Annotated in this window: 21 protein-coding genes and 1 pseudogene; 11 read left to right on the top strand and 11 right to left on the bottom strand. The window is 58.6% G+C overall.

Features of this window, described 5'->3' with window-relative positions; translation table 11 throughout:
- The first annotated feature begins 64 nt into the window (after positions 1 to 64).
- Genes rocF through Q0932_RS12585 form a run of 3 tightly spaced genes read left to right on the top strand, consistent with a single transcriptional unit; the run spans position 65 to position 2,963 of the window.
- The gene (gene rocF, locus Q0932_RS12595) at positions 65 to 988 is read left to right on the top strand and encodes an arginase (RefSeq protein ID WP_299353416.1); all 924 of its coding nucleotides are present in this window, start codon (positions 65 to 67) and stop codon (positions 986 to 988) included.
- Positions 988 to 1,920, top strand: a complete 933-nt coding sequence (gene ctlX, locus Q0932_RS12590; RefSeq protein WP_299353414.1) for a citrulline utilization hydrolase CtlX — start codon at positions 988 to 990, stop codon at positions 1,918 to 1,920. The genes rocF and ctlX overlap by 1 nt, the downstream gene beginning before the upstream one ends.
- Positions 1,917 to 2,963 (top strand): ornithine cyclodeaminase, encoded by a 1,047-nt coding sequence (locus Q0932_RS12585; protein WP_299353411.1) that lies wholly within the window; start codon positions 1,917 to 1,919, stop codon positions 2,961 to 2,963. Before ctlX ends, Q0932_RS12585 begins: the two co-directional genes overlap by 4 nt.
- 33 nt (positions 2,964 to 2,996) lie before the next feature.
- Here the strand turns inward: Q0932_RS12585 and Q0932_RS12580 are convergent, their stop codons facing one another.
- Positions 2,997 to 3,968 carry a sodium-dependent bicarbonate transport family permease gene (locus tag Q0932_RS12580; RefSeq protein ID WP_299353409.1) on the bottom strand — a complete coding sequence of 324 codons (972 nt, stop codon included), beginning with the start codon at positions 3,966 to 3,968 and terminating at the stop codon, positions 2,997 to 2,999.
- A 118-nt stretch (positions 3,969 to 4,086) separates the two neighbouring features.
- Here Q0932_RS12580 and Q0932_RS12575 point away from each other — a divergent pair, with 118 nt between their 5' ends.
- Positions 4,087 to 5,004: a hydrogen peroxide-inducible genes activator gene (locus Q0932_RS12575; RefSeq protein WP_299353407.1), complete on the top strand. Its 918-nt coding sequence runs from the start codon at positions 4,087 to 4,089 to the stop codon at positions 5,002 to 5,004.
- A gap of 17 nt (positions 5,005 to 5,021) precedes the next feature.
- On the opposite strand, the gene Q0932_RS12570 is transcribed toward Q0932_RS12575, so the two are convergent.
- The 5 genes from Q0932_RS12570 to Q0932_RS12550 all read right to left on the bottom strand — a co-directional run bounded on the left by Q0932_RS12570 (position 5,022) and on the right by Q0932_RS12550 (position 8,829).
- Positions 5,022 to 5,606, bottom strand: a complete 585-nt coding sequence (locus tag Q0932_RS12570) for an HNH endonuclease (RefSeq protein WP_299353404.1) — start codon at positions 5,604 to 5,606, stop codon at positions 5,022 to 5,024.
- A 199-nt stretch (positions 5,607 to 5,805) separates the two neighbouring features.
- Positions 5,806 to 6,435 carry a hypothetical protein gene (locus Q0932_RS12565; RefSeq protein WP_299353401.1) on the bottom strand — a complete coding sequence of 210 codons (630 nt, stop codon included), beginning with the start codon at positions 6,433 to 6,435 and terminating at the stop codon, positions 5,806 to 5,808.
- On the bottom strand, positions 6,432 to 7,358 hold the full coding sequence (locus Q0932_RS12560; protein ID WP_299353398.1) for a hypothetical protein: 927 nt from the start codon (positions 7,356 to 7,358) through the stop codon (positions 6,432 to 6,434). Before Q0932_RS12560 ends, Q0932_RS12565 begins: the two co-directional genes overlap by 4 nt.
- Positions 7,359 to 7,525: 167 nt before the next feature.
- On the bottom strand, positions 7,526 to 8,191 hold the full coding sequence (locus tag Q0932_RS12555) for an alpha/beta fold hydrolase (protein WP_299353393.1): 666 nt from the start codon (positions 8,189 to 8,191) through the stop codon (positions 7,526 to 7,528).
- A complete protein-coding gene (locus Q0932_RS12550; protein ID WP_299353390.1) occupies positions 8,188 to 8,829 on the bottom strand; it encodes a DNA-3-methyladenine glycosylase 2 family protein in 642 nt (213 codons plus the stop codon). The genes Q0932_RS12555 and Q0932_RS12550 overlap by 4 nt, the downstream gene beginning before the upstream one ends.
- A gap of 90 nt (positions 8,830 to 8,919) precedes the next feature.
- On the opposite strand from Q0932_RS12550, the gene Q0932_RS12545 reads away from it, so the two are divergent.
- Together Q0932_RS12545 and Q0932_RS12540 are read left to right on the top strand one after the other, a co-directional pair.
- Positions 8,920 to 9,900, top strand: a complete 981-nt coding sequence (locus Q0932_RS12545; RefSeq protein WP_299353387.1) for an arginase family protein — start codon at positions 8,920 to 8,922, stop codon at positions 9,898 to 9,900.
- Between the two features lie 44 nt (positions 9,901 to 9,944).
- Complete coding sequence (locus tag Q0932_RS12540; protein ID WP_299353384.1) at positions 9,945 to 11,153, top strand: MFS transporter; 1,209 nt, start codon at positions 9,945 to 9,947, stop codon at positions 11,151 to 11,153.
- Positions 11,154 to 11,164: 11 nt separating this feature from the next.
- On the opposite strand, the gene Q0932_RS12535 is transcribed toward Q0932_RS12540, so the two are convergent.
- From Q0932_RS12535 to cysS, 3 genes are read right to left on the bottom strand one after another with little or no spacing between them, the layout of a single operon-like run.
- Positions 11,165 to 11,947, bottom strand: coding sequence for a squalene/phytoene synthase family protein (locus Q0932_RS12535; protein WP_299353381.1), 783 nt, complete (start codon positions 11,945 to 11,947; stop codon positions 11,165 to 11,167).
- A 5-nt stretch (positions 11,948 to 11,952) separates the two neighbouring features.
- The gene (gene cimA, locus Q0932_RS12530) at positions 11,953 to 13,584 is read right to left on the bottom strand and encodes a citramalate synthase (protein ID WP_299353379.1); all 1,632 of its coding nucleotides are present in this window, start codon (positions 13,582 to 13,584) and stop codon (positions 11,953 to 11,955) included.
- Complete coding sequence (cysS, locus tag Q0932_RS12525) at positions 13,584 to 14,963, bottom strand: cysteine--tRNA ligase (protein WP_299353376.1); 1,380 nt, start codon at positions 14,961 to 14,963, stop codon at positions 13,584 to 13,586. The genes cimA and cysS overlap by 1 nt, the downstream gene beginning before the upstream one ends.
- Positions 14,964 to 15,086: 123 nt before the next feature.
- On the opposite strand from cysS, the gene Q0932_RS12520 reads away from it, so the two are divergent.
- The gene (locus Q0932_RS12520; RefSeq protein ID WP_366141412.1) at positions 15,087 to 15,539 is read left to right on the top strand and encodes an MmcQ/YjbR family DNA-binding protein; all 453 of its coding nucleotides are present in this window, start codon (positions 15,087 to 15,089) and stop codon (positions 15,537 to 15,539) included.
- A gap of 79 nt (positions 15,540 to 15,618) precedes the next feature.
- Here the strand turns inward: Q0932_RS12520 and Q0932_RS12515 are convergent, their stop codons facing one another.
- Positions 15,619 to 15,993, bottom strand: a complete 375-nt coding sequence (locus Q0932_RS12515; protein ID WP_299353373.1) for a VOC family protein — start codon at positions 15,991 to 15,993, stop codon at positions 15,619 to 15,621.
- A gap of 77 nt (positions 15,994 to 16,070) precedes the next feature.
- Here Q0932_RS12515 and soxR point away from each other — a divergent pair, with 77 nt between their 5' ends.
- From soxR to Q0932_RS12500, 3 genes are all read left to right on the top strand, one after another.
- Positions 16,071 to 16,544, top strand: coding sequence for a redox-sensitive transcriptional activator SoxR (gene soxR, locus Q0932_RS12510; RefSeq protein WP_299353370.1), 474 nt, complete (start codon positions 16,071 to 16,073; stop codon positions 16,542 to 16,544).
- A 147-nt stretch (positions 16,545 to 16,691) separates the two neighbouring features.
- The gene (locus Q0932_RS12505; RefSeq protein ID WP_299353367.1) at positions 16,692 to 17,879 is read left to right on the top strand and encodes a pyridoxal phosphate-dependent aminotransferase; all 1,188 of its coding nucleotides are present in this window, start codon (positions 16,692 to 16,694) and stop codon (positions 17,877 to 17,879) included.
- A 219-nt stretch (positions 17,880 to 18,098) separates the two neighbouring features.
- Positions 18,099 to 19,637: a trimethylamine methyltransferase family protein gene (locus Q0932_RS12500; RefSeq protein WP_299353364.1), complete on the top strand. Its 1,539-nt coding sequence runs from the start codon at positions 18,099 to 18,101 to the stop codon at positions 19,635 to 19,637.
- 104 nt (positions 19,638 to 19,741) lie between these two features.
- On the opposite strand, the gene Q0932_RS12495 is transcribed toward Q0932_RS12500, so the two are convergent.
- A complete protein-coding gene (locus Q0932_RS12495) occupies positions 19,742 to 19,987 on the bottom strand; it encodes an EF-hand domain-containing protein (RefSeq protein WP_299353361.1) in 246 nt (81 codons plus the stop codon).
- Positions 19,988 to 20,333: 346 nt separating this feature from the next.
- Between Q0932_RS12495 and Q0932_RS12490 the strand changes: the two are divergent.
- Positions 20,334 to 20,708 (top strand): annotated as a pseudogene (locus Q0932_RS12490) (sigma-70 family RNA polymerase sigma factor); the annotation flags it as partial.
- Between the last annotated feature and the right edge of the window lie 99 nt (positions 20,709 to 20,807).

The following is a 20,807-nucleotide window of genomic DNA, read 5'->3' as shown; positions in this document are numbered from 1 at the left end:
CTGGGTTTTAATCAACACATTTCGAAATCATTTTGCAAGAAACGACAACGCGACGGACAAAATCATGACCCTCAAAACCTGTATTCTCATCGGCGCCCCTGTGGATTCCGGCAAGCGCCGACGCGGCTGCCTAATGGGCCCGGATGCCTACCGCACTGCCAATTTGGCCGAAACACTGACGGATCTTGGCCACAAGGTTGAGGATCGCGGAAACTTGGCCCCGGCCCCGCACAACGGCGACCAACCTGACCACCCGGTGCATGCGGTGAATGAGACTATCGCCTGGACCAAAGCCCTCAGCGATGCTGCTGAGGCGGCCATGTCCGAGGGCTTTCCGATCTTCATGGGCGGCGATCACAGCCTGTCGGCAGGCACGGTTCGCGGTGTCGCCAATCACGCCGCGCGTGAAAACCGTCCTCAGTTCGTGCTCTGGCTGGATGCGCATAGCGACTTTCACACCATGGAAAGCAGCGATAGCGGCAACCTGCACGGCACGCCTGTGGCCTATTTTGCCGGTCGAGACGGGTTTGATGGGTTCCCATCCGTAACCAACCCGGTTCCCGAAGATCATATCTGTATCATTGGCCTGCGTTCGGTGGATGACGCGGAACGTGCGGCCCTGCAAGACAGCCACATCCATCGCCACGACATGCGCGAAATCGACGAGCACGGCATTGCCAAGCCTCTCCAAGCCTTTCTTGACCGCGTTGCGGCGGCGGGTGGCATGCTCCACGTCAGCCTTGATGTAGATTTTCTTGACCCCGATGTCGCCCCCGCCGTTGGCACCACCGTCCCCGGCGGCGCCACGGTCCGCGAGGCGCATCTGGTGATGGAAATGCTGCATGACTCCAACCTCATGACCTCGATGGATCTGGTCGAGTTGAACCCGTTCCTGGACACGCGTGGACGCACGGCCAAGCTGATGGTCGACCTGGCCGCCTCGGGGCTGGGACGTCGCATCTTTGATCGCGTCACCCGGAGCTACTGATGCAGATGCTGCAGGCGCCAGACGCGGTGGTGATGATCCGGCCCCACCATTTCTGTTCCAATCCGGAAACCCGCGACGACAACGCGTTCCAGACGCTGTCAAACCGATCTGCCGACGCCACCTCCGAGGCCGCGTTGGCCGAGTTCGACACCGCTGTAGCGCGTCTGCGCAAGGCGGGCGTGATCGTGCACGTGTTTGACGACACCGGCACGGACACCCCCGACAGCGTGTTTCCGAACAACTGGTTTTCCACCCATACCGGAGGCCATGTGGCGATCTATCCAATGTTCGCTCCCAACCGCCGTATGGAACGCCGTTCGGATGTCATCGAGATGCTGAAACGGGATTATCGCGTGCAGGATGTGATCGACTATTCTGGCCTTGAACAGGACGGGCTCGCGCTTGAAGGCACAGGCGCGATGGTTTTGGACCACATCGGGCGCATAGCCTACACAGTGCAATCCAATCGTGCTGATCCGGTGCTGCTAGAGCGCTTCTGCACCCATTTCAACTATGAGCCCATCGCGTTTCGGGCACGCGACGCCCAAGGGCGCGATGTCTATCACACCAATGTGCTGATGGGCATTGGCACCGACTATGCGCTGGTCTGCCTTGATATGATCATAGACCCTGACCGTCGCCGCACAGTGGCCGAACGGCTGGAACAGTCGGGACGCCAAGTGATCGACCTTAGCCACGCCCAAATCGGCGAATTTGCGGGCAATGCGATGGAGCTGACCGGGACCACCCGTGTCCTTGCGCTTTCCTCGCGCGCATTGCGTAGCCTGACCCCGCAACAAGTTGAAATTATTGATAAATCCGCCCAGCCCCTGCCGCTGGACATCCCCACCATTGAAACTGCTGGCGGCTCGGTCCGCTGCATGCTCGCGGGCATTCACCTGACCCGCCGCACCGAAAGGACCCCGTCATGAACACCCCCTCCGACAAAGCCCTCGTCCCCTTCGTCAGCGTCGACAACATGATGCGCCTGATCCACCATATCGGCGTCGGAGACATGTTGCGCGACCTCGCCGAATATATCGAATCCGACTTTCACCGCTGGGAGCTGTTCGACAAGACCCCGCGTGTCGCCTCGCACTCCGACGTTGGTGTGATCGAATTGATGCCCACCTCGGACGGTGAGGCTTACGGTTTCAAATACGTCAACGGCCACCCCAAGAACACTGCTGAGGGCTTGCAAACTGTGACGGCCTTTGGCCTGTTGGCAGATGTCTACACGGGCTATCCGGTGCTGCTGACCGAGATGACAATTCTGACCGCTCTGCGCACGGCCGCCACATCAGCAATGGTCGCTAAATATCTGGCACCAAAGAACTCTACGACCATGGCAATGATCGGAAATGGCGCACAATCTGAATTCCAAAGCCTCGCGATGAAGGCCATTTGCTGCGTCGAGACCATCCGTCTTTATGACAAAGACCGTGCCGCTTCCGAGAAATGTGCGGCAAACCTTGCACAAACGGGTTTGAAAACGGTGATCTGCACCACCCCCGAAGAGGCCATCCAGGGCGCGCAAATCCTGACCACCTGCACGGCCGACAAGCAAAACGCCACGATCCTCAGCGACAACATGGTCGGCGCAGGTGTGCATATCAACGCGATCGGCGGCGACTGCCCCGGCAAAACAGAACTTGCCAGCGGCATCCTCAATCGCTCGGATGTGTTTGTCGAGTTTCCGCCCCAAACCCGCGTTGAAGGCGAAATTCAGCAGATGGACGAGAGTTTTGAAGTCACGGAGTTCTGGAAAGTGGTCACCGGACAGACCCCGGGCCGCACCAGCGACCGTCAGATTACCCTGTTTGACTCGGTTGGTTTCGCCATCGAGGACTTCTCAGCACTGCGTTACATCCGCGATAAGGTCAAAGACACCCCCTATCACTACGACCTTGACCTACTGGCCGATCCTGATGATCCGCGCGACCTGTTTGGCATGTTGCAGCGCGCCAAGGCGTGACTTCGGCGGGGCAAGCTCCGCCACTGCACGGGCTTAGACGACGCAATTGGCGATCCACGCATAGAGCGGCAGGCCAATCGTCAGGTTGAACGGAAAGGTAACCCCGAGGGCGGCAGAGAGGTAAACTCCTGCCTTGGCCTCGGGAACAGCGATCCGCATGGCTGCGGGTACAGCGATATACGAAGCTGACGCCGCCAGCGTCATGAACAGGAATGTGCCGCCCTGTGACAGCCCGACCAGCGCCGCAAGACCAAAGCCCAAAAGGCTGCCTGCCACCGGCATGACGCAGCCAAAGGCCACGAGGCCCAACGTGATCTCGCGACGGTTTTCCATCAAGCTGCGACCCGCGTTCAGCCCCATATCGAGCAGGAACAAGCACAAGACACCGGTAAATGGCACCACGATAAAGTGGTCAATCTGCGCAAGGCCCGGCTTGCCCGTCACCGCCCCGATCAGAAAGGCGCCAACCAGCAGAACGATGGACCCATTGGCCAGAATATCCCGCATCAGTTTGGCATCTAACTGAGTCCCCGAACGACCGCGCGCGACCAGCCAAAGCGCAGACAGGATTGCCGGAACCTCCATCACCGCGGCCACGGCCACCATGTAGCCCTCGAACGAAATACCATTTGTTTGCAACAAGTTGACGGCGGTAACGAATGTCACAATCGAAATCGATCCATAGTGACCCGCCACAGCCGCAGCGTCCAACCGCGTGAGATTGGTCATGGCGCGCAATAAGGCATAGGCCAGAAAGGGCATCACGAAGGACAAAACCGCACCAGCGGCCATGGTTGCGAACAATTTGACCGATGCGCCCGAGTCCGAGACACTCACTCCGCCTTTGAACCCAATGGCGAACAGCAGGTAGATCGACATCACATTGGCGGCGCCAACCGGAATTGACAGATCGCTGCGCATCACCGCCGCCACCAATCCAAGCACAAAAAACAGGATTGTGGGGACCAAAAGATTGTCCGCCAGCATTGAAAGAGCACTGTCCATATTATTCTCCGAAACACGTTTTTTTGTCTGTGGGGGATATGTCTTGCCAACGGTTCAGAGTAAAATATATATAAACTGAGTTTTTCATAGCTTTTGACTATGCATTGAAAACCCAGAGATGCGCCCAACCCTTCGCCAGCTGCAATACATCATCGAAGTGGCCGACGCGGGCCGCTTTGGTCAGGCGGCTGAGCGGTTGAGTGTGAGCCAGCCCAGCCTCTCGGCGCAGATCGCCGAAGCCGAGGCCGATCTGGGGGCACGCATTTTCAACCGGGGCCGCCACGGCGCGACTCTGACGCAGGCTGGCGTCGACATCGTACGCCGCGCCCGCCGTATCCTGAATGAAGTTGAGGACTTGCGCGCCTCAATCACCGGCGATGGTATCTTTCAGGGCCGTCTGCGCCTCGGTGTCCTGCCCTCAATTGGCCCCTACCTTTTACCGGGTGTGGTGCGGCGCCTGCACCGAGATCATCCGGATTTCCGGTTGGTGATCCGGGAAGAGGCCACGGATGATCTCGAACAGGGTCTCCGCAGCGGGCGGCTTGATATGATCCTATCGACGCCTGAGGATCACCCCGGCACGCTTCAGACCCCCCTGTTTCGCGAAACTCTTTGGGCTGGCGTGGCGCGCGAGGATATTCTTGCCACCAGCCGGGATCCCATCACGCCAACGGATTTGACCGGGCGCAGTCTGCTAACCCTTGGGCCGCGCCATCGTCTGTCGGGCATTGTTGTGGAAATGGCCGCCGCCGCCAACGCGCAGGTGCCGGACGAATACGAGGGCACCAGCCTCGCCGCCATCCGTCTCATGGCCTCAGCCGGAGGGGGTGTGTCGATCCTGCCCCGCCTTTACGCGGCAGCCGAGGCGCAACACGCCGACGACATCGTGCTGCGGCGGGTCGATATGCCGGGGGCTGTGCGGACGATTTCCCTGATCCAACCTGCCGCCTTTGAGCCGCGCCCGGGCAGCGACATTCTTGCGCAAGCGCTGCGCCACGAGGCTGAACGCATCATGCAAACACTGAAAACAGACTAAATGCGTCTGAACGCCCGTCAGGCCTCGAGTTCGGCGTCCCAATAAAGGAAATCCATCCAGCTATCATGCAGATAGTTCGGCGGGAACTTTCGCCCCGTATTGCGCAGCTCTTCCGCGCCGGGCTGGCGCGGTGGTTTGCGCAAATGCATGCCCGTCCGGTGCAGGGATTTGGACCCTTTTTTAAGGTTACACGGGCTACAGGCCGCGACAACGTTTTGCCAGCTTGTAACCCCGCCTGCCGCACGCGGTACCACGTGATCAAAGGTCAAGTCGCCCTTGCCTCCACAGTACTGACAGCGAAATTCATCCCTTAGAAATAAATTAAAGCGCGTGAAGGCCACGCGCTTTTGAGGTTTTACATAGTCTTTCAGGACAACCACACTGGGGATCCTGATCTCGGTACTCGGACTTCTGACCACCGCATCATATTCCGCCACGATGTCGACCCTGTCCATGTAAGCCGCCTTGATTGCGTCCTGCCAGGGCCAGAGAGATAACGGATAATATGAAAGCGGTCTGTAGTCTGCATTTAACACCAGCGCCGGGTGATGGCGCGTGCCGGCGGGTTGCCTGACAAAATCGGATCTGAAATCGCCGTCCATGCCTGAAATCGTTCCTTGCTCGTCTGCTCTTGTTGAAGCAACGAGGCGGGCGGTCCCACCCCGGCTCAGTGACTACTATATATCGTGTCTCGCCTCTGGCAAGCCTCACGATCTATGCACCACACAAAGGCAGGTTAGGCGTGGATTGTAACGGGAACATAACGCGGCAACTGCCTGAAACTCAGGCAACTAACGGCATTTAGTAAAACTTGGCGCCGCGCAGATCAAACACCTTGGTGAACGTAAGAGCAAAGCGCGGGTCGTCTTGCGCGATCATCGAGCCGACACCCACGCGGCCAATCGCGTTGGTGCCCTGCAAATCCATCATCAGCCCAGTGTCCCCGATTCTGTACCGCAAGCCAGCGGCCCAAACCGTGTCGCCACCGTCCAATCCAACAGGCGTGACCTCACCGATCAACTCCAGCTTGTCCGATAGCGCATAGTTCACACCAAACCCAAGCCCGGCGATTTCCGTGCTGCTAAAGGCCGAGAGCTTGGCCGCCGTGGTAAACGACAAGGCGCTGCTGGGCTTATACCCGGCCACCAGTTCCGCAAAGAACACACCGTAGCTTGTTCCTGACTCAACTCGACGTCCAAACAACACCCGACCTGTCAACGAAATGGCATTTCCGTTGTTTTGATCAAGGAACCGCAGTTTTGGACCAAACATGTAACGCAGGTCCGTTGTCGGCACGAGCGGTTCAACCGGTGCAGACGCACTGTCAGAAAACTGCTCAAGAATGAATTGGATTTCAGCATCGCGGTCCGGGCTGAAGCCCAGCATCAAACCGGCGTTGTTATCCATGCCATACCATGCGCTGGCGCTCATGTGACCGGGTTTGGCACGCCTCGGTAGCTTTCAGGACGACTGGCGTCCGGTGTATAAACCAGCCGAAGCCCACCCAATACGCGGTCACCGTCTGGCCAATGCGTCAGGATACTTGTCGCCGGGGTCATCCCAACACCGTTGGTCACATAGGCCTCAAGCGCCGCTTTGGGAGTGACGTTATAGCGTGCCCCCGCGGTCCAGACGGCCACTTTGTCGTAAGTCCCGGTATTGGTGATCGTGTTATTGCCACTGATCGGCATATCGATCGCCCCGAAGAACGACAGCCGCTCATTTGGCTGATAACTCACCCCTGCCCCAAGGCTTACGATCGTGCCGTAAAACTCTGCCCCGCCAACGCTGTCAGGAAAGACCGATACGGCTGGGGTAAAGTGGAACTGAAGGCTCGGCGAGACCGAATAGCTAATCGGCGCCTTCAGCGAGCCAATCCACTCGCTGGTCCGGACACCGCCCCAAAGTGGGGACTCCAGACTAAAGATGTTTTCTACAGATGCCTGCGCCGCCACTTTCCAATTGCCACTTTCGACAAGGCCAAACTTGCCCCAAAGCGCAGCGGTTTCCATGCGAATGTCAGGAAAGAGCCCATTGATCGGGTCCAGCACTGGGTCGCGATAACTGCTGAGGTCAAAGCCCAGCGTGACCCGGTCGGACACCGCATAGGCCGCGCCGCCGAAATAGAGCTGGTTGCCCGTACCGCCGCCGTCATTGGAATAGGTCTGGGATAGTCCAACCGACAATTCCAAAGTGCCTTTGTCATAGGTATTGGCGGTCTCGAATGAAATCAGTCGTGTGGGCTGATCCTCGAGCACCGATGTCTGATCTTCAGCCTGCGCGGCACCCGTTAGTGCGACGCATCCCGCGCCTAACGCGATGCTGGAAGCTTTTACAAAACGATTGCGATTCATAAAACGGCCCAAAGGTCTCTCCAATACACGGAATACTATGTGCTTTGCCATTCACAGGCAAAGTGACCCATACTCAGAAAGCGTTATGTTGCCGAGCCGGCGTATTCTCGAGACGTGACGCGAGTTTATGGTAGTTTTGTCACTTTTTTGGCAGAGGTCAGGCGGCGTTACAGTCCCAATTTGTCTCGCATAAAGGCCAGCGCAACCGAAAGCCCATCCGGCGCAATCCCATGGGCCGTGCCTTTCATGATGTGTGCGTAAACATCCGTGAACCCGGCATTTTGCAGGGCTTCGGCGGCCTCGGGCAAGGATTGCACCGGCACCACATCATCCTGATCGCCATGTACCAACAGCACCGGCGGTTTGCACAAAGCTTCGTCTTTCAACAACTCCGGAGACAAAAGACGCCCAGAAAAGGCAACAATTCCAGCCACTTCGTCCTCGCGACGCGGCGCGACGTGCAGCGCCATCATGGTGCCTTGCGAAAAGCCGAACAGCACAACCTGTTCCGGCAGCACATCTTCGTCGACCATTACCGCGTCCAGAAAGGCATTCAGATCGTCAACCGCCGCCATCATGCCGCGTTCGCTCTCTTCTTCGGAGGACCCGTCAATCCAAGGGATGGGAAACCATTGCAGCCCCATAGGCATGCCCGGAATGCTTTCTGGCGCATCCGGCGCCAGAAACAGCGTGTCCGGCAAGTGCTCGCTCAAAGGATCAGCCAACCCCATCAGATCGGCGCCATTGGCCCCGTAGCCATGCAGAAAAACTACCACGCTGCGTATGTCGCCGGAGAGCGGCTCTTTGCGGCCTGCTGTTAAAACGCGAGTCATCGGATCCCTTCCCTGTCCTTTGCCACCCGGTAGTAGGCCCAAAGCGCGCGCGCCGCAACCGACCGCCACGGGCTCCAGTCTTCGGCCATCTTGCGAAAGGCACGTTCGTTGGGGCGCTCGGGCAGGTCGAACAAGATGCGAGCAGCTTCTTGCAGGGCAAGATCTCCGGGGGCAAAGACATCAGCCCGCCCCAATGAGAACATGGCATAAACCTCAGCCGTCCAAGGGCCAATGCCCGGCACCGCGACCAACGTACCGATCACCTCATCATCTGGCAGGTCCCGCAAGGCCGCGTAATTGATGCCTGCATCCGCCAGCGCTCGGGCATAGCGGATTTTCTGGCGGCTGAGGCCCACGTCGCGCAGGTCGTCATCGCTGGCCCATTGAATTTTGCGAGGTCCGGTCAGGCGTGCGTCCTGCATCCGCTTCCAGATTGCTGCGGCCGAGGCCGTGCTGACCTGCTGGCTGACTATTGCACTCAGCAACTGTGCAAACCCATCCGAACGGCGACGCAACGGCAAGGGCGCGCACTTTGTCAGCACAGGGGCAAAGCGCGGCTCATGCGCGATCAGCCAGTCTGCGCCCTCGGCCACGCAAGCATCCGTTTCAATAATGCGCCCTACTGGGTTGGCCGCCATGCTCCGCCTCTCCGCTCTCGACGAAAAATCTTTTAATCTATGTGTCTCCGTGCATTCTGAAAGAAACACAAACCCACGAAAGAATGTCCAATGGCAGAAGAACACGACGCGTCGATGATGAACAACCTTTATTGGTGGGGCATCCCAACCTTGTTTCGCGCGCCCCAAGCTGAGCCGGAAGGCCAGGACATTGCCCTTGTTGGCGTGCCGCATTCCACGGGCAACGGATCAACCGAACGCGATCAGCACCTAGGACCACGCGCTGTGCGCAATGTCTCGGCGTTGCAACGGCGGGTGCATGACGTGTTCCGCGTTGATCCGTGGAACAGTGCCAAAATCGCCGATGTGGGCGACGTCCCTTTTCCCCGCGCGATGGACAACGAACATTGCATCGAACAAATCACCAATTTCTACAATCGGATCGACAAGGCCGGCGCACGCCCTGTTTCGATCGGCGGTGACCACTCGATCACCGGCGGCATCGTTCAAGCCTTGGGATGCGGCAACATCGCAGGCGGAGAACCGGTCAGCTTCCTGCATCTCGACGCGCATACGGATGTCTTTACCAAGGTTGACCACTTCATGGGGGCCAAGAAGTCGGCGGCCCATTGGGGAGCATATCTTGCCGATCAGGGCCAGGTGGACCCCACTACATCGATGCAGATCGGCCTGCGGGGGCATCCGCGCACGCTGGATTGGCTCGAACCGTCGTACGAATATGGCTACAACGTCGTCACCATGGCCGATTATCGCCGCCGTGGCGCCGCCGATGTCATTGCCCAGACCAAAGAGGTGCTGGATGGTCGCCCGGTCTACATCACTTTTGACCTTGATTGCCTCGACCCCACAATCGCGCCTGCGGTCTCAAACATCGAACCCGGTGTACGTGGCTTTGATATTGACGAGGCAGTGGCACTTTTGCATGCAGTGCGGGGCATGAATATCGTCGGCGGAGACGTTGTCTGTTTGATGCCAACCAAGGACCAGCCCAACAACATCACATCCATGGTTGCGACCTCTATCATGTTCGAGATGATCTCGATGATCGCGGAAAACGCCGCGTCGCATTAGGCGCTGTCTGGACCTTCGCTAGTTAACCAGCTAACGGTTGGCGCATGAGCCATACCGTCGACGATACCAGCGCCAAGCGCACCGTTTTCATCCTTGTTCTGGCACAAGCCTTTTTGGGCGCCCAGATGCCGATGATTTTCACCATTGGCGGGCTGGCTGGCCAGTCGTTGGCCTCCAACGTGTGCTTTGCGACCTTGCCGATCTCATTGATCGTTGTCGGCTCCATGTTATCGGCCACGCCACTCTCTGCGATCATGCAGAAATACGGACGTCGCGTTGGCTTTTTCGTCGGTGCCGCCGGGGGTGCGATTGGCGGGGCAATTGGGGCCTATGGTCTGTATCTCAACAACTTTTACATCTTCCTTTTGGGCAGCCTGATCACAGGTATCTATATGAGCGCACAAGGTTTTTACCGATTTGCTGCTGCCGATACCGCCTCGGATGAATTCCGTCCCAAAGCGATTTCCTATGTGATGGCAGGCGGCTTGGCTTCGGCCATTATCGGCCCGCAGCTGGTCAAAGTGACCAGCGACGCCATGGTGATCCCTTTTCTGGGCACATATTTGGGTGTGATCGTGATCAACGTGGTCGGTGCTGCACTGTTCCTGTTCATCAAGATCCCCAAGCCCGAAGCGCCCAGTGTCGACTCACCCAAAGGCCGCTCACGGTGGGAGTTGCTGACCACGCCGCGCATCGCCGTCGCGGTGATTTGTGCGATGGTATCTTACGCTCTGATGAACCTTGTGATGACCTCAACGCCTCTGGCTGTCGTGGGCTGTGGCTTTGAGCAAAACAGCGCCGCTGACGTGGTTTCAGCACATGTTCTGGCGATGTTCATCCCGTCCTTTTTCACAGGCCATTTGATCGCCCGCTTCGGCGTTGAAAAGATCATGGCGCTGGGCCTTTTGATCCTGGCGGCCGCAGGTGCCGTTGCCCTGCAAGGGGTCGAGCTTGAAAACTTCTTTATCGCGCTGATCCTGTTGGGCGTCGGGTGGAACTTTGGCTTTATTGGTGCAACCACAATGTTGGCCGGCGCGCATGAACCCAGCGAACGGGGTCGCATGCAGGGCCTGAATGACCTGATCGTCTTTGGCGGTGTAACCGTCGCGTCGCTGGCTTCTGGTGGGCTGATGAACTGCTCAGGCGGAGACGCGGTGACAGGTTGGACCTCGGTCAACCTCGCCATGGCGCCATTCCTGATGCTGGCCGGTGGCGCCCTGATCTGGTTGATGCTGCGCCCAAAAGAAGCCTAAGCACCCAAAGGCTACCAGCGCCCTGACATCGCGCACCACATGAGGCTGGCTTTCTTGGCAAATTCGCTTTGCCCCAAAGTGCCGTCGGCCACGCGTTCAGGTGCCTTGGTGGCTTGAGCCAGGATCGCCTCGGCTTGCCAGCCGGCAAGCAAGGCCTGTCCCGCAGGTTTTGTCAGCTTAGACCGTTGCGCACGCGCCCTGTTCAGGCGCTGCAAACCACCCTCAGCCAACAGTGCCACCGCCTCGGCGCGGCCATCCACCAAAGGCACACGTTTTTGCGCCTCAAGTTCTGGGATGGCTCTCAGCCAATTGGCCAACCCGCCGGCATAGGCCACATCGCGCACGACACCTTCATCCGCCTGCCCCAAGGCACGTGCCGCAACCCACATCAGATTGCCGGATGTCGCCTCTAGATACTGGGCAAAATGGGCGGCATCCTCAAAAGGGTCTTTGTAAATGTCCCATTGCCGCGCCACGATCAACGCGTCCAATTGCGCGACGGCCTCTGAATCCAAGATGGCTGCCAATGGCGTCACAACCTCATGCCGACGGACATTGCCGCCCTGCCCGATCTCTTCCAGAGCATCGCGCCACCATTGCAGCCGCATCTCGGCGATCATCGCTTCCTGGGTCAGCCAGGGAGCCCGCGCCACTTCGAGGTTAAAGGCATAAAGCGGAAACAGAACATCACGCGCATCCGGCTTGGCCGCCATCGCCGCCATAAATCGGTCAGGGTCTCCGCGCTGAACCAACCCGGCGCAAGCGCCAATGTCCTGTTCAAGGTCAGACGTCATTTGTCTCATCCAGCCCGAACCGCGCCGCTGCGCACCAACTTCCAGTTCAATGCCTCAAGCAAGGCTTGGAACGATGCATCGACAATGTTGGCAGAGACGCCAACAGTGGCCCAACGACGCCCGCCATCATCCTCAAAATCTATGATGACACGGGTCACGGCCTCGGTGCCACCGTTGGTGATCCGCACCTTAAAGTCGACCAGGCGCACATCCTGAATGACGTCCTGATAGGGCCCCAAATCCTGCCGCAAAGCCTGCCACAAGGCGTTGACCGGGCCATCATCGCTCATTTCGTCAGAATGCTCGTTCTTGAAATAGCTGGTGGTTTTCTTGCCCGAGGGCAATTGCACGGTCACCACGGACTCGGATTCAACAACCAGATGGCCACGCGCATTACGGCGCCGCTCTGAGATCACACGATAGCGTTCCACGTCAAAGAAGTTTTCACCAAGCCCCAGCTCTTCGCGCGCCAACAGCTCAAAACTGGCCTGCGCGGTGTCGTAGCTGTAGCCTTCGGCTTCGCGTTCCTTAATGCGGTTCAGGATGGCGCTGAGCGCTGGATTTCCCTTTTCGACCTCCAGCCCCGCATCCGTCAGACGTTTGCGCAGGTTCGATTGCCCGGCCTGATTGGACATCGGGATCACGCGCTCGTTGCCGACAACACTCGGTTCCACATGTTCGTAGGTTGAGGGATCTTTCAGGATCGCACTGGCATGCAGCCCCGCCTTGTGGGCAAAGGCCGAGGCGCCAACATAGGCCGCCTGTTTCATCGGCACACGGTTCAGGATGTCGTCCAGCAGACGGCTGGCACGGGTCAGCCCCGCAAGCGCCTCCATGCTGACGCCGATCTCATAGGCGCTGGCGTAAGGTTCTTTCGTCAACAAGGTCGGGATCAATGTGGTCAGGTTGGCGTTACCACAGCGCTCGCCCAATCCGTTCAGCGTGCCTTGCACCTGTCGCGCCCCGGCGTCCACGGCCGCCAGCGAATTGGCCACCGCATGCTCGGTGTCATTGTGGGTGTGGATGCCCACATGGGTGCCGGGGATGCCTGCGTCGATCACGGCCTTGGTGATGGCGTGCACCTCGTTTGGAAGCGCGCCGCCGTTGGTGTCACAGAGCACGATCCAACGTGCGCCCGCGTCATAGGCGGCTTTGACCACCTCAAGCGCATAATCGGGATTGGATTTGTAGCCATCAAAGAAATGTTCGGCGTCGAACAAGGCCTCGCGCCCCTGTGCCACGAGATAGGCGATGGACCGCGCCACATTGTCGGTGTTTTCGTCAAGCGTGATCCCCAGCGCTGTTTCCACGTGAAAATCATGGGTCTTGCCCACCAGACAGACCGCCGGCGTGCCTGCGTTCATCACCGCCGCCAGCACGTCATCGTTTTCCGCCGACATGCCCGCGCGTTTGGTCATGCCAAACGCCGTGAATGTCGCGTCCATTTGGGGTTTGGCGTCAAAGAACTCGGAATCCGTGGGGTTGGCACCAGGCCAGCCACCTTCGACATAGTCCACACCCAGCGCGTCCAATACTTCGGCAATCTGTGCCTTTTCCGGGGTCGAGAACTGTACGCCTTGGGTCTGTTGTCCGTCGCGCAGCGTGGTGTCGTAGAGATAGAGGCGTTCCTTGGTCATTACAACAACCCTTCCAGCTTGGCCGCATCAAATCCGGCAGCAGGCAATAGCTCCACTCCGGCCTTGCTCATGCGCACTTCCACACCCGCCGCGATCAAAGCGGCCTTGATCCGGTCCACGTCTGAGAAGTCTTTGGTTTCCATTGCTTTGTTACGGGTGTCGGTCAAAAGACTCTCATAGGCTGAAAGGTCAGCGCCTTTTGCCCAAGCCCCCAACTCATCTGTCAACAAGCCGAGCATCTGCGCGCTTGCCAATAGTCCTGCGGCATCTCCGGCACCAGCCAACTGGTGCAACTCCGTGATGGCTCCGGCCGTGTTCAGGTCATCCGCCAAGCACGCAACGACAGACGCGGCCACGCTGGACGAGGGTTCGACGCCCTCGGTCAGCGTTCGCCACTTGCGCAGCGTGGCTTCGGCCTCGCTGGCCTTCTTGGCGGTCCAGTCCATCGGCTTGCCGTAATGCGTCGACAGGAACACAAAGCGGATCACTTCGCCGGGAACTCCGGGCTGGCCATCGTGGCCATCCAGCAAGTCTCGCACGGTAAAGAAATTGCCCAGAGACTTGGACATTTTCTTGCCTTCAACCTGCAGCATCTCGTTGTGCATCCAATAGCGGGCAAAGGTGCCTTCGGGATGGGTACAGCAGCTTTGCGCGATCTCATTTTCATGATGCGGGAACATCAGGTCGTTGCCGCCGCCATGAATGTCGAAACTGTCGCCCAGCAACTCATAGGACATGGCCGAGCATTCGATATGCCACCCCGGACGGCCATATCCCCAAGGGCTGTCCCACCCCGGCTGGCTGGCATCCGACGGCTTCCACAACACGAAATCCATCGGGTCTTCTTTGTAGGGGGCCACCTCAACCCGCGCACCCGCAATCATGTCGTCGACCGACCGGCCCGATAACTTGCCATAGTCGGCATACTCACGCACTCGGAACAGCACGTGCCCGTCTTTGGCATAGGCGAACCCGTCAGCAATCAGCTTTTCGATCATGGTGACCATCTGCGGGATAAACTGCGTCGCCCGCGGCATCTGATCCGGGTCGCGCGCGCCAAGGGCCGCCATATCGTCAAGAAACCACTGGGTGGTCTCGGCGGTGATGTCGCTGATCGGCCGCCCGCTCTCGGCGGCCCGCGCGTTGATCTTGTCGTCCACGTCGGTGAAATTTCGCACGTAGGTCACGTGATCCTCGCCATAGACATGGCGCAGCAGCCGGTTCAGCACGTCAAACACCACAACCGGGCGCGCATTGCCGATATGGGCGCGGTCATAGACCGTCGGACCACAGACATACATCCGCACGTTTTTGGCATCAATCGGCTCAAACACCTCTTTCTTACGGGTCTTTGAGTTGTGCAGCTTAATCGTCGTCATGTCTTGTCCTCGGGCGGTCCCAACAGGGCACAGTTACGCTCGCGGCGGGCTTAACAACTTCAGATCAAGTATGGAATAGAAGAACGGCCCGCCAAGTTGTCTTAGCAGGGAATGCAGCAAATAATGATGATGTTGCGTGCAGTGTTCATGGGCCGGACCATAGGCGGCGCTGCCATCGCGGTCAAGCGACCTGTTGCGAGGGCGCGTCCGCTCTGTCAAATTGCAGATATGACACGAGACCTCGTTAACGATACCTGCGCCCCCTTGCCGGGTGCAGAATGCTCTGACCCTTGGGGCGGCGGACATGACGCGTGGAAAGTCGGTGGCAAGATGTTTGCCTCGACCGGAGCCAAAGGTGACGGGGTTTCGGTCAAAACACCCGATATCGAGACCGCGCAGATGTTGATCGACGCGGGCGTTGGGATCAAAGCGCCCTATTTCCATCGCAGCTGGATCATGATCCCCTTTGGCGGAGACGCAGACGAGCTGCGCCACCGCATTGAAGTGTCATATGACCTTGTGCGGAGTGGGTTGACCAAAAAGCTGCAGGCCAGCCTGCCGCCGCGCAGCCCCTAGGCCAAATCGCGCCCGGGTTTTACGCCCCAAAGGATAGGCCAGCGGCGCACGCATCCACGTCCGAAACCGCCTGAGCAACCTAGTCATAGGACACAACCTCAAACTCGATGCCATGCGGCCCGTCGAAATAGAACCGCAGGCCCGGTTCATAATCACCGTGCATGCCAGGCTTATAGCCAGCAGCTTTGACCTTCGCTTCCGTCGCGTCGATGTCATCCACGACCACGCCAACATGGTTGAAACCGCCGATCCGGGAATAGGTATTGCCCATTGGTTCCAGCGTTTTTTGCGGTGCATAAAGTGCAAGGTAACTGTCATCGTCGCCGACGTGCACGGTATAGCCGTTGTCCTTGGCCTCGCCTTCCCAGCGGATGTGCCAGCCAAATATGTCGCATAGGACCGCCGCCGTATCCTTGGGGTCTGGAACAGTTACATTTACATGCTCAAGTCTCATCTGGTGCTTCCTTGCAATTCTGATTGATATGACTATCTTAATTCTTCAAGTTAACTTGAGATCAACAGAAAAAACTCATGAAAAATAAACCCCTTGGAAAGTTTGGACTGTCAATTGGATATGTATCCGAGCGGACAGGCCTCGCCCCCTCAGCGATCCGATTCTACGAAGACGAAGGTCTGGTTCAACCGTTCCGCACCGACAGCGGTCAGCGACGCTTTGACCGGGCCGACATTCGCCGTTTGTCGTTCGTGATGATCTCGCAGGGGCTGGGGTTTTCTCTGCCAGAGATCCGAGAGGCGTTGAAATCCCTGCCCGAGGGCCGCACCCCAACCAAGCGTGACTGGGAACGCATCTCGGCCCGTTTTCGCCGCGACCTCGACAGCCGCATCGCACAAATGCAGGCACTCCGCGAAAAGCTGGACGGCTGCATCGGTTGTGGTTGCCTGTCGTTGCAGACCTGCAAACTCTACAACCCCGATGACCGTATTCGCCGTAAAGGTCAGGGTCCGCGCTATCTTATGGGGGACCGTCCGTCCGAGGCCACCTGATAGCATTCTGTCGTCTACAGCCTGTCCCACCCCCATTTTTACCCCCCTCCCGAACGCTATTCGAAAGTTTCCCGACGTCTCGAATAGGGTTTGACGAAAGCGCCAGTTTCGGGCCTTTTCGTCGTCAAATTTCTTAGGAGCCCTGTCATGCAGCTTTCCCATCGCATCACCCACCTGACCGGCGGCGGTTCAGACGGTTGGGACGTGTTCTACCGCTCGCGCCAGATGATCGCGGACGGTATCGACGTGGTTGAACTGACTATAGGCGAGCATGACATTCGCACCGACCCTGTGATCCTTGAAGCAATGGATCAGGCGGCGTCTGGCGGGCATACAGGCTACGCAATGGTGCCGGGCATCAAGACCCTGCGGGAAACCGTGGCCAAGCGCATTCAGGACCGTACGGGTGTACCAACATCTTATGAAAACATCCTGATCACCCCGGGGGGGCAGTCGGCCTTGTTCTCTAGTCACCTGGCCGCCTGCAACCAAGGCGACCGGGCGCTGTATCTTGACCCATTTTATGCCACCTACCCCGGAACCATCCGTGGAATCGGAGCCGTTCCCGTCCCAATCAAAACCCGCGCCGAGGACGCGTTTCAACCGCGCGCCGAGGATATTGCAGCCGAGGCCGAGGGTGCTGCGTCGCTGCTGATCAACTCGCCCAACAACCCGACCGGCACGGTTTACAGCTATGAAACGCTGCAAGGCATCGCCGGCGTCTGTCAGGACTTTGATCTGTGGCTGATATCTGACGAGGTTTATGACACCCAAGTGTGGGAAGGAGACCATATCAGCCCGCGCGCCCTGCCCGGCATGGCCGAACGCACGCTGGTTGTGGGCTCTATGTCGAAGTCACACGCCATGACAGGCAGCCGTGTGGGCTGGATTTGTGGCCCCAAGGACGCCATTGATCACCTCATCACACTGGCAACCCACACCACATACGGTGTCGCAGGGTTCATTCAGGATGCGGCCGAATTTGCCCTGCATCAGGGTCCGGACCTGGAAGACAAAATCGCAGAACCGTTCCGTCGACGTCGTGAATTGGCCCAAGGCATCATCGCAGCTCAGAACACTGTCACTCTGATCCCGGCCCAGGGCGCGATGTACCTGATGCTGGATATCCGGGCTACAGGCATGTCGGGAGAAGCCTTTGCCAACGCACTTTTGGACGCCCATAAGATTGCCGTGATGCCGGGCGAAAGCTTTGGTGAAGCGGCCGCAGGGCATATCCGCGTTGCCATGACCATTGATAATGTGGCCTTTGCGGGCGCTCTGGAAACCCTCTGTGACTTTGCCAAAAAATGCGCAAATGGCCAGGGTCCGGTCTAAAAACGACATTTGGTCGTTTTCCGTCAAGACTTGCACGATTCCCTGAGAGAACTATCGTTTCACTCAGGGAGAGGCGTAAATGCAAGGCATGCGCAGTAAAATCAAACTGGTCGTGGTCACGATCGGAGCCGTGCGGGGACGAGCCGCGCGTGGGCGACCGACTTTTAACATCTGACATCCAATTCGAAATTCAGACGTTAAAACAGGATACTACTAGACATGACTGAACCCGTTTCTCGCCGCTCCGGCGGTCGCGCTGCGCGTCGCGCCGCTCGCGCAGCCCCTCTCACAGATGACATGCGCGCCATTCGCCCCGGTATGGAAGGCGGCATGTACAAGGCGCTGACCCAAGACCAAATGGAGCAAATTCACGAATCCGCTCTGGAAGCGCTTGAGACCATTGGCCTTGCAGATGCCCCCCCCACCGGTGTCGAATACCTTTTGAAAGCAGGCGCCATTCTTGGCGATGATGAGCGTATTCGCATCCCCCGCGCCGTGGTTGAGGATGCCCTGTCCAAAGCCTGCCGCGAAATCACGCTGTGCAGCCGCGATGGTCAGAACGATCTGACGTTGTCGGGCAACCGCGTGCATTTTGGCACGGCGGGTGCCGCGGTGCATATGGTCGATGTCGAAGGGCGTGAGTACCGCGACAGCACCCTGCAGGATCTGCATGACGCCGCTCGGATCACTGACACGCTGGACAATATCCATTTCCTGCAACGTCCCATGGTGGCCCGCGACATCCCTGACAATCGCGAGATGGACCTGAATACGATCTACGCGACCACCTGTGGCACCACCAAGCACATCGGCACGTCCTTTACCGAGCCGGACTTTGTCGACGATGCGCTTGAGATGCTGCACATGATCGCGGGCGGTGAAGAGGCCTGGCGCGCTCGGCCTTTCGTCAGCAATTCCAATTGCTTCGTGGTTCCGCCGATGAAATTCGCCACCGAATCCTGCGAAGTCATGGAGAAATGCATCGCGGGCGGCATGCCGGTGCTGTTGCTTTCCGCGGGCATGGCCGGGGCCACGGCGCCGTCAACCGTGGCTGGTGCCATCGTCCAGGCCGTGGCCGAGTGTCTGGCCGGTCTGGTCTATGTGAATGCCGTGAAACCCGGCCACCCGGCGATCTTTGGCACCTGGCCCTTTGGATTGGACCTGCGGTCTGGCGCAATGACGGGCGGGTCTGGCGAACAGGCGCTTTTGACCGCAGGATGCGCTCAGATGCATCATTTCTATGGCCTGCCGGGTGGAGCCGCCGCAGGTATGACCGATGCCAAAACCCCAGACATGCAGGCCGGATGGGAGCAAATGTGCTCAAACGTCATGGCCGGTCTCTCAGGGCTGAACATGGTCTATGAATCGGTTGGCATGCACGCATCGCTTTTGGGATTCTGCCATGAATCCCTGATCCTTGGCGACGATCTGGTCGGCCACGCCCTGCGCTGTTTGCGCGGCATTGACGTGAATGAAACCACGATGGCATTGGACCAGATGCGCGAAGTCTGCCTTGGCGGGCCCGGTCACTATCTGGGTACCAGTGAGACCCTGTCGCGCATGCAGTCGGACTATGTCTATCCTGCGCTTGGGGACAGAACCTCGCCCAAAGAATGGGCCGAGATCGGCAAACCGGATCTCAACAAGAGGGCGACCGCGCGTAAAGAAGAGATCCTGTCCGAACCCTCCAAGGCGCGGTTTGATCCGATCAAAGATCAGAAAATTCGCGCCAGATTTAAGATCCACCTACCGGCGTAACAACCTGTAAAAAAACAAAAATCCGGGCGCGGCAGTGGCGCCCGGCTTTCTTGCGACCTGTGGCTTACGTACTGGGGGGTTAGGTCGCAAATGTCACGGCAGGATCAGTTGGTGGCGGTTTTGGGCAAGACGCCAGCGTTTACCCCAGCCATGACTTCGTCTTCGCTCAGTGTGCCATCGCGATCCGCGTCCAGTGCGGAAAAAGTCTCGGGCGTTACGTCGGGATGGACCGCCTGCACCTCTTCGATGGTCATCACGCCGTCGCCATTGGCGTCCATGCCGCTGGCAAGTGCCAGCGAAGGCAGGGTGACACCAATAAGGGCGATGGCGGGGATCAGATTGCGCTTCATATCGTAACTCCATTTTGTCTGTAGCTCGAAGGCGCGTTCTGCGACCCTCAATTAGTAAGACACCGCAATTGGCAATTCCGTCCCTCCTGACTCAACCGCACAGCATTCCCGCGCATTTCTGCCGATCCGCGCCGATTCAGGCGGCAAGGCCCCGCCAAAAAAGAGAGGCGCATCGCCATCGGCGGATTCTCCCCATCTTTTCGCCCCTTGGGCAGTTCGTCAGTCTGATTGCAACGCAAACTGCACAGGACATGCAACCATGACGGATGCGAATTGGACCCTCACCGCCCTGATGCCACGCCTCACCCGACGCGCGCGGCGATAAAGTGACACGGCCGAGGCCGCGGAAGACCTTGTTCAGGAGGTCGCCTTGCGCCTTTGGGCGCGACAGGCGTCGGGCGCGCAAATTGATGACCCCGAGGCCTATGCCATGACCGCGCTTGCGAACCTTGCACGCAGCCATTGGCGCAGCCACAAACCCGTTGAGGACATTGAGGAAAACCAGATATCTCACCGCGCCGAGGCGCCGGGGCATCTGGCCTGCCGCGATGTGGCTGACGCCATCCGTCACTTGCCGTCAGATCAGGTTGCCTTGATGCAATTGGTGTTACTAGGAGAGACCAGCCCGCGCCTTTTGGCGGAACGCACAGGGGTGCCGATTGGCACGGTCAATTCACGGCTGGCGCGCGCGGGCACGTCTGCGCGAAGAGATCGGCCTTGAACCGCGTGCCAGTGTTGCCAGCTTGCTGGATTAGACCGCAATAAAAGAAAAATGGGGGGCCGAAGCCCCCCAGTTTCGCCGCTCAGGCTCACTCATTAT

This window comes from uncultured Shimia sp., assembly GCF_947498095.1.
In the GTDB taxonomy this organism is placed as follows: Bacteria; Pseudomonadota; Alphaproteobacteria; order Rhodobacterales; family Rhodobacteraceae; genus Shimia.
The sequence above is the reverse complement of the archived record's forward strand: the minus strand, read 5'-3'. Positions and strand labels throughout refer to the sequence as shown.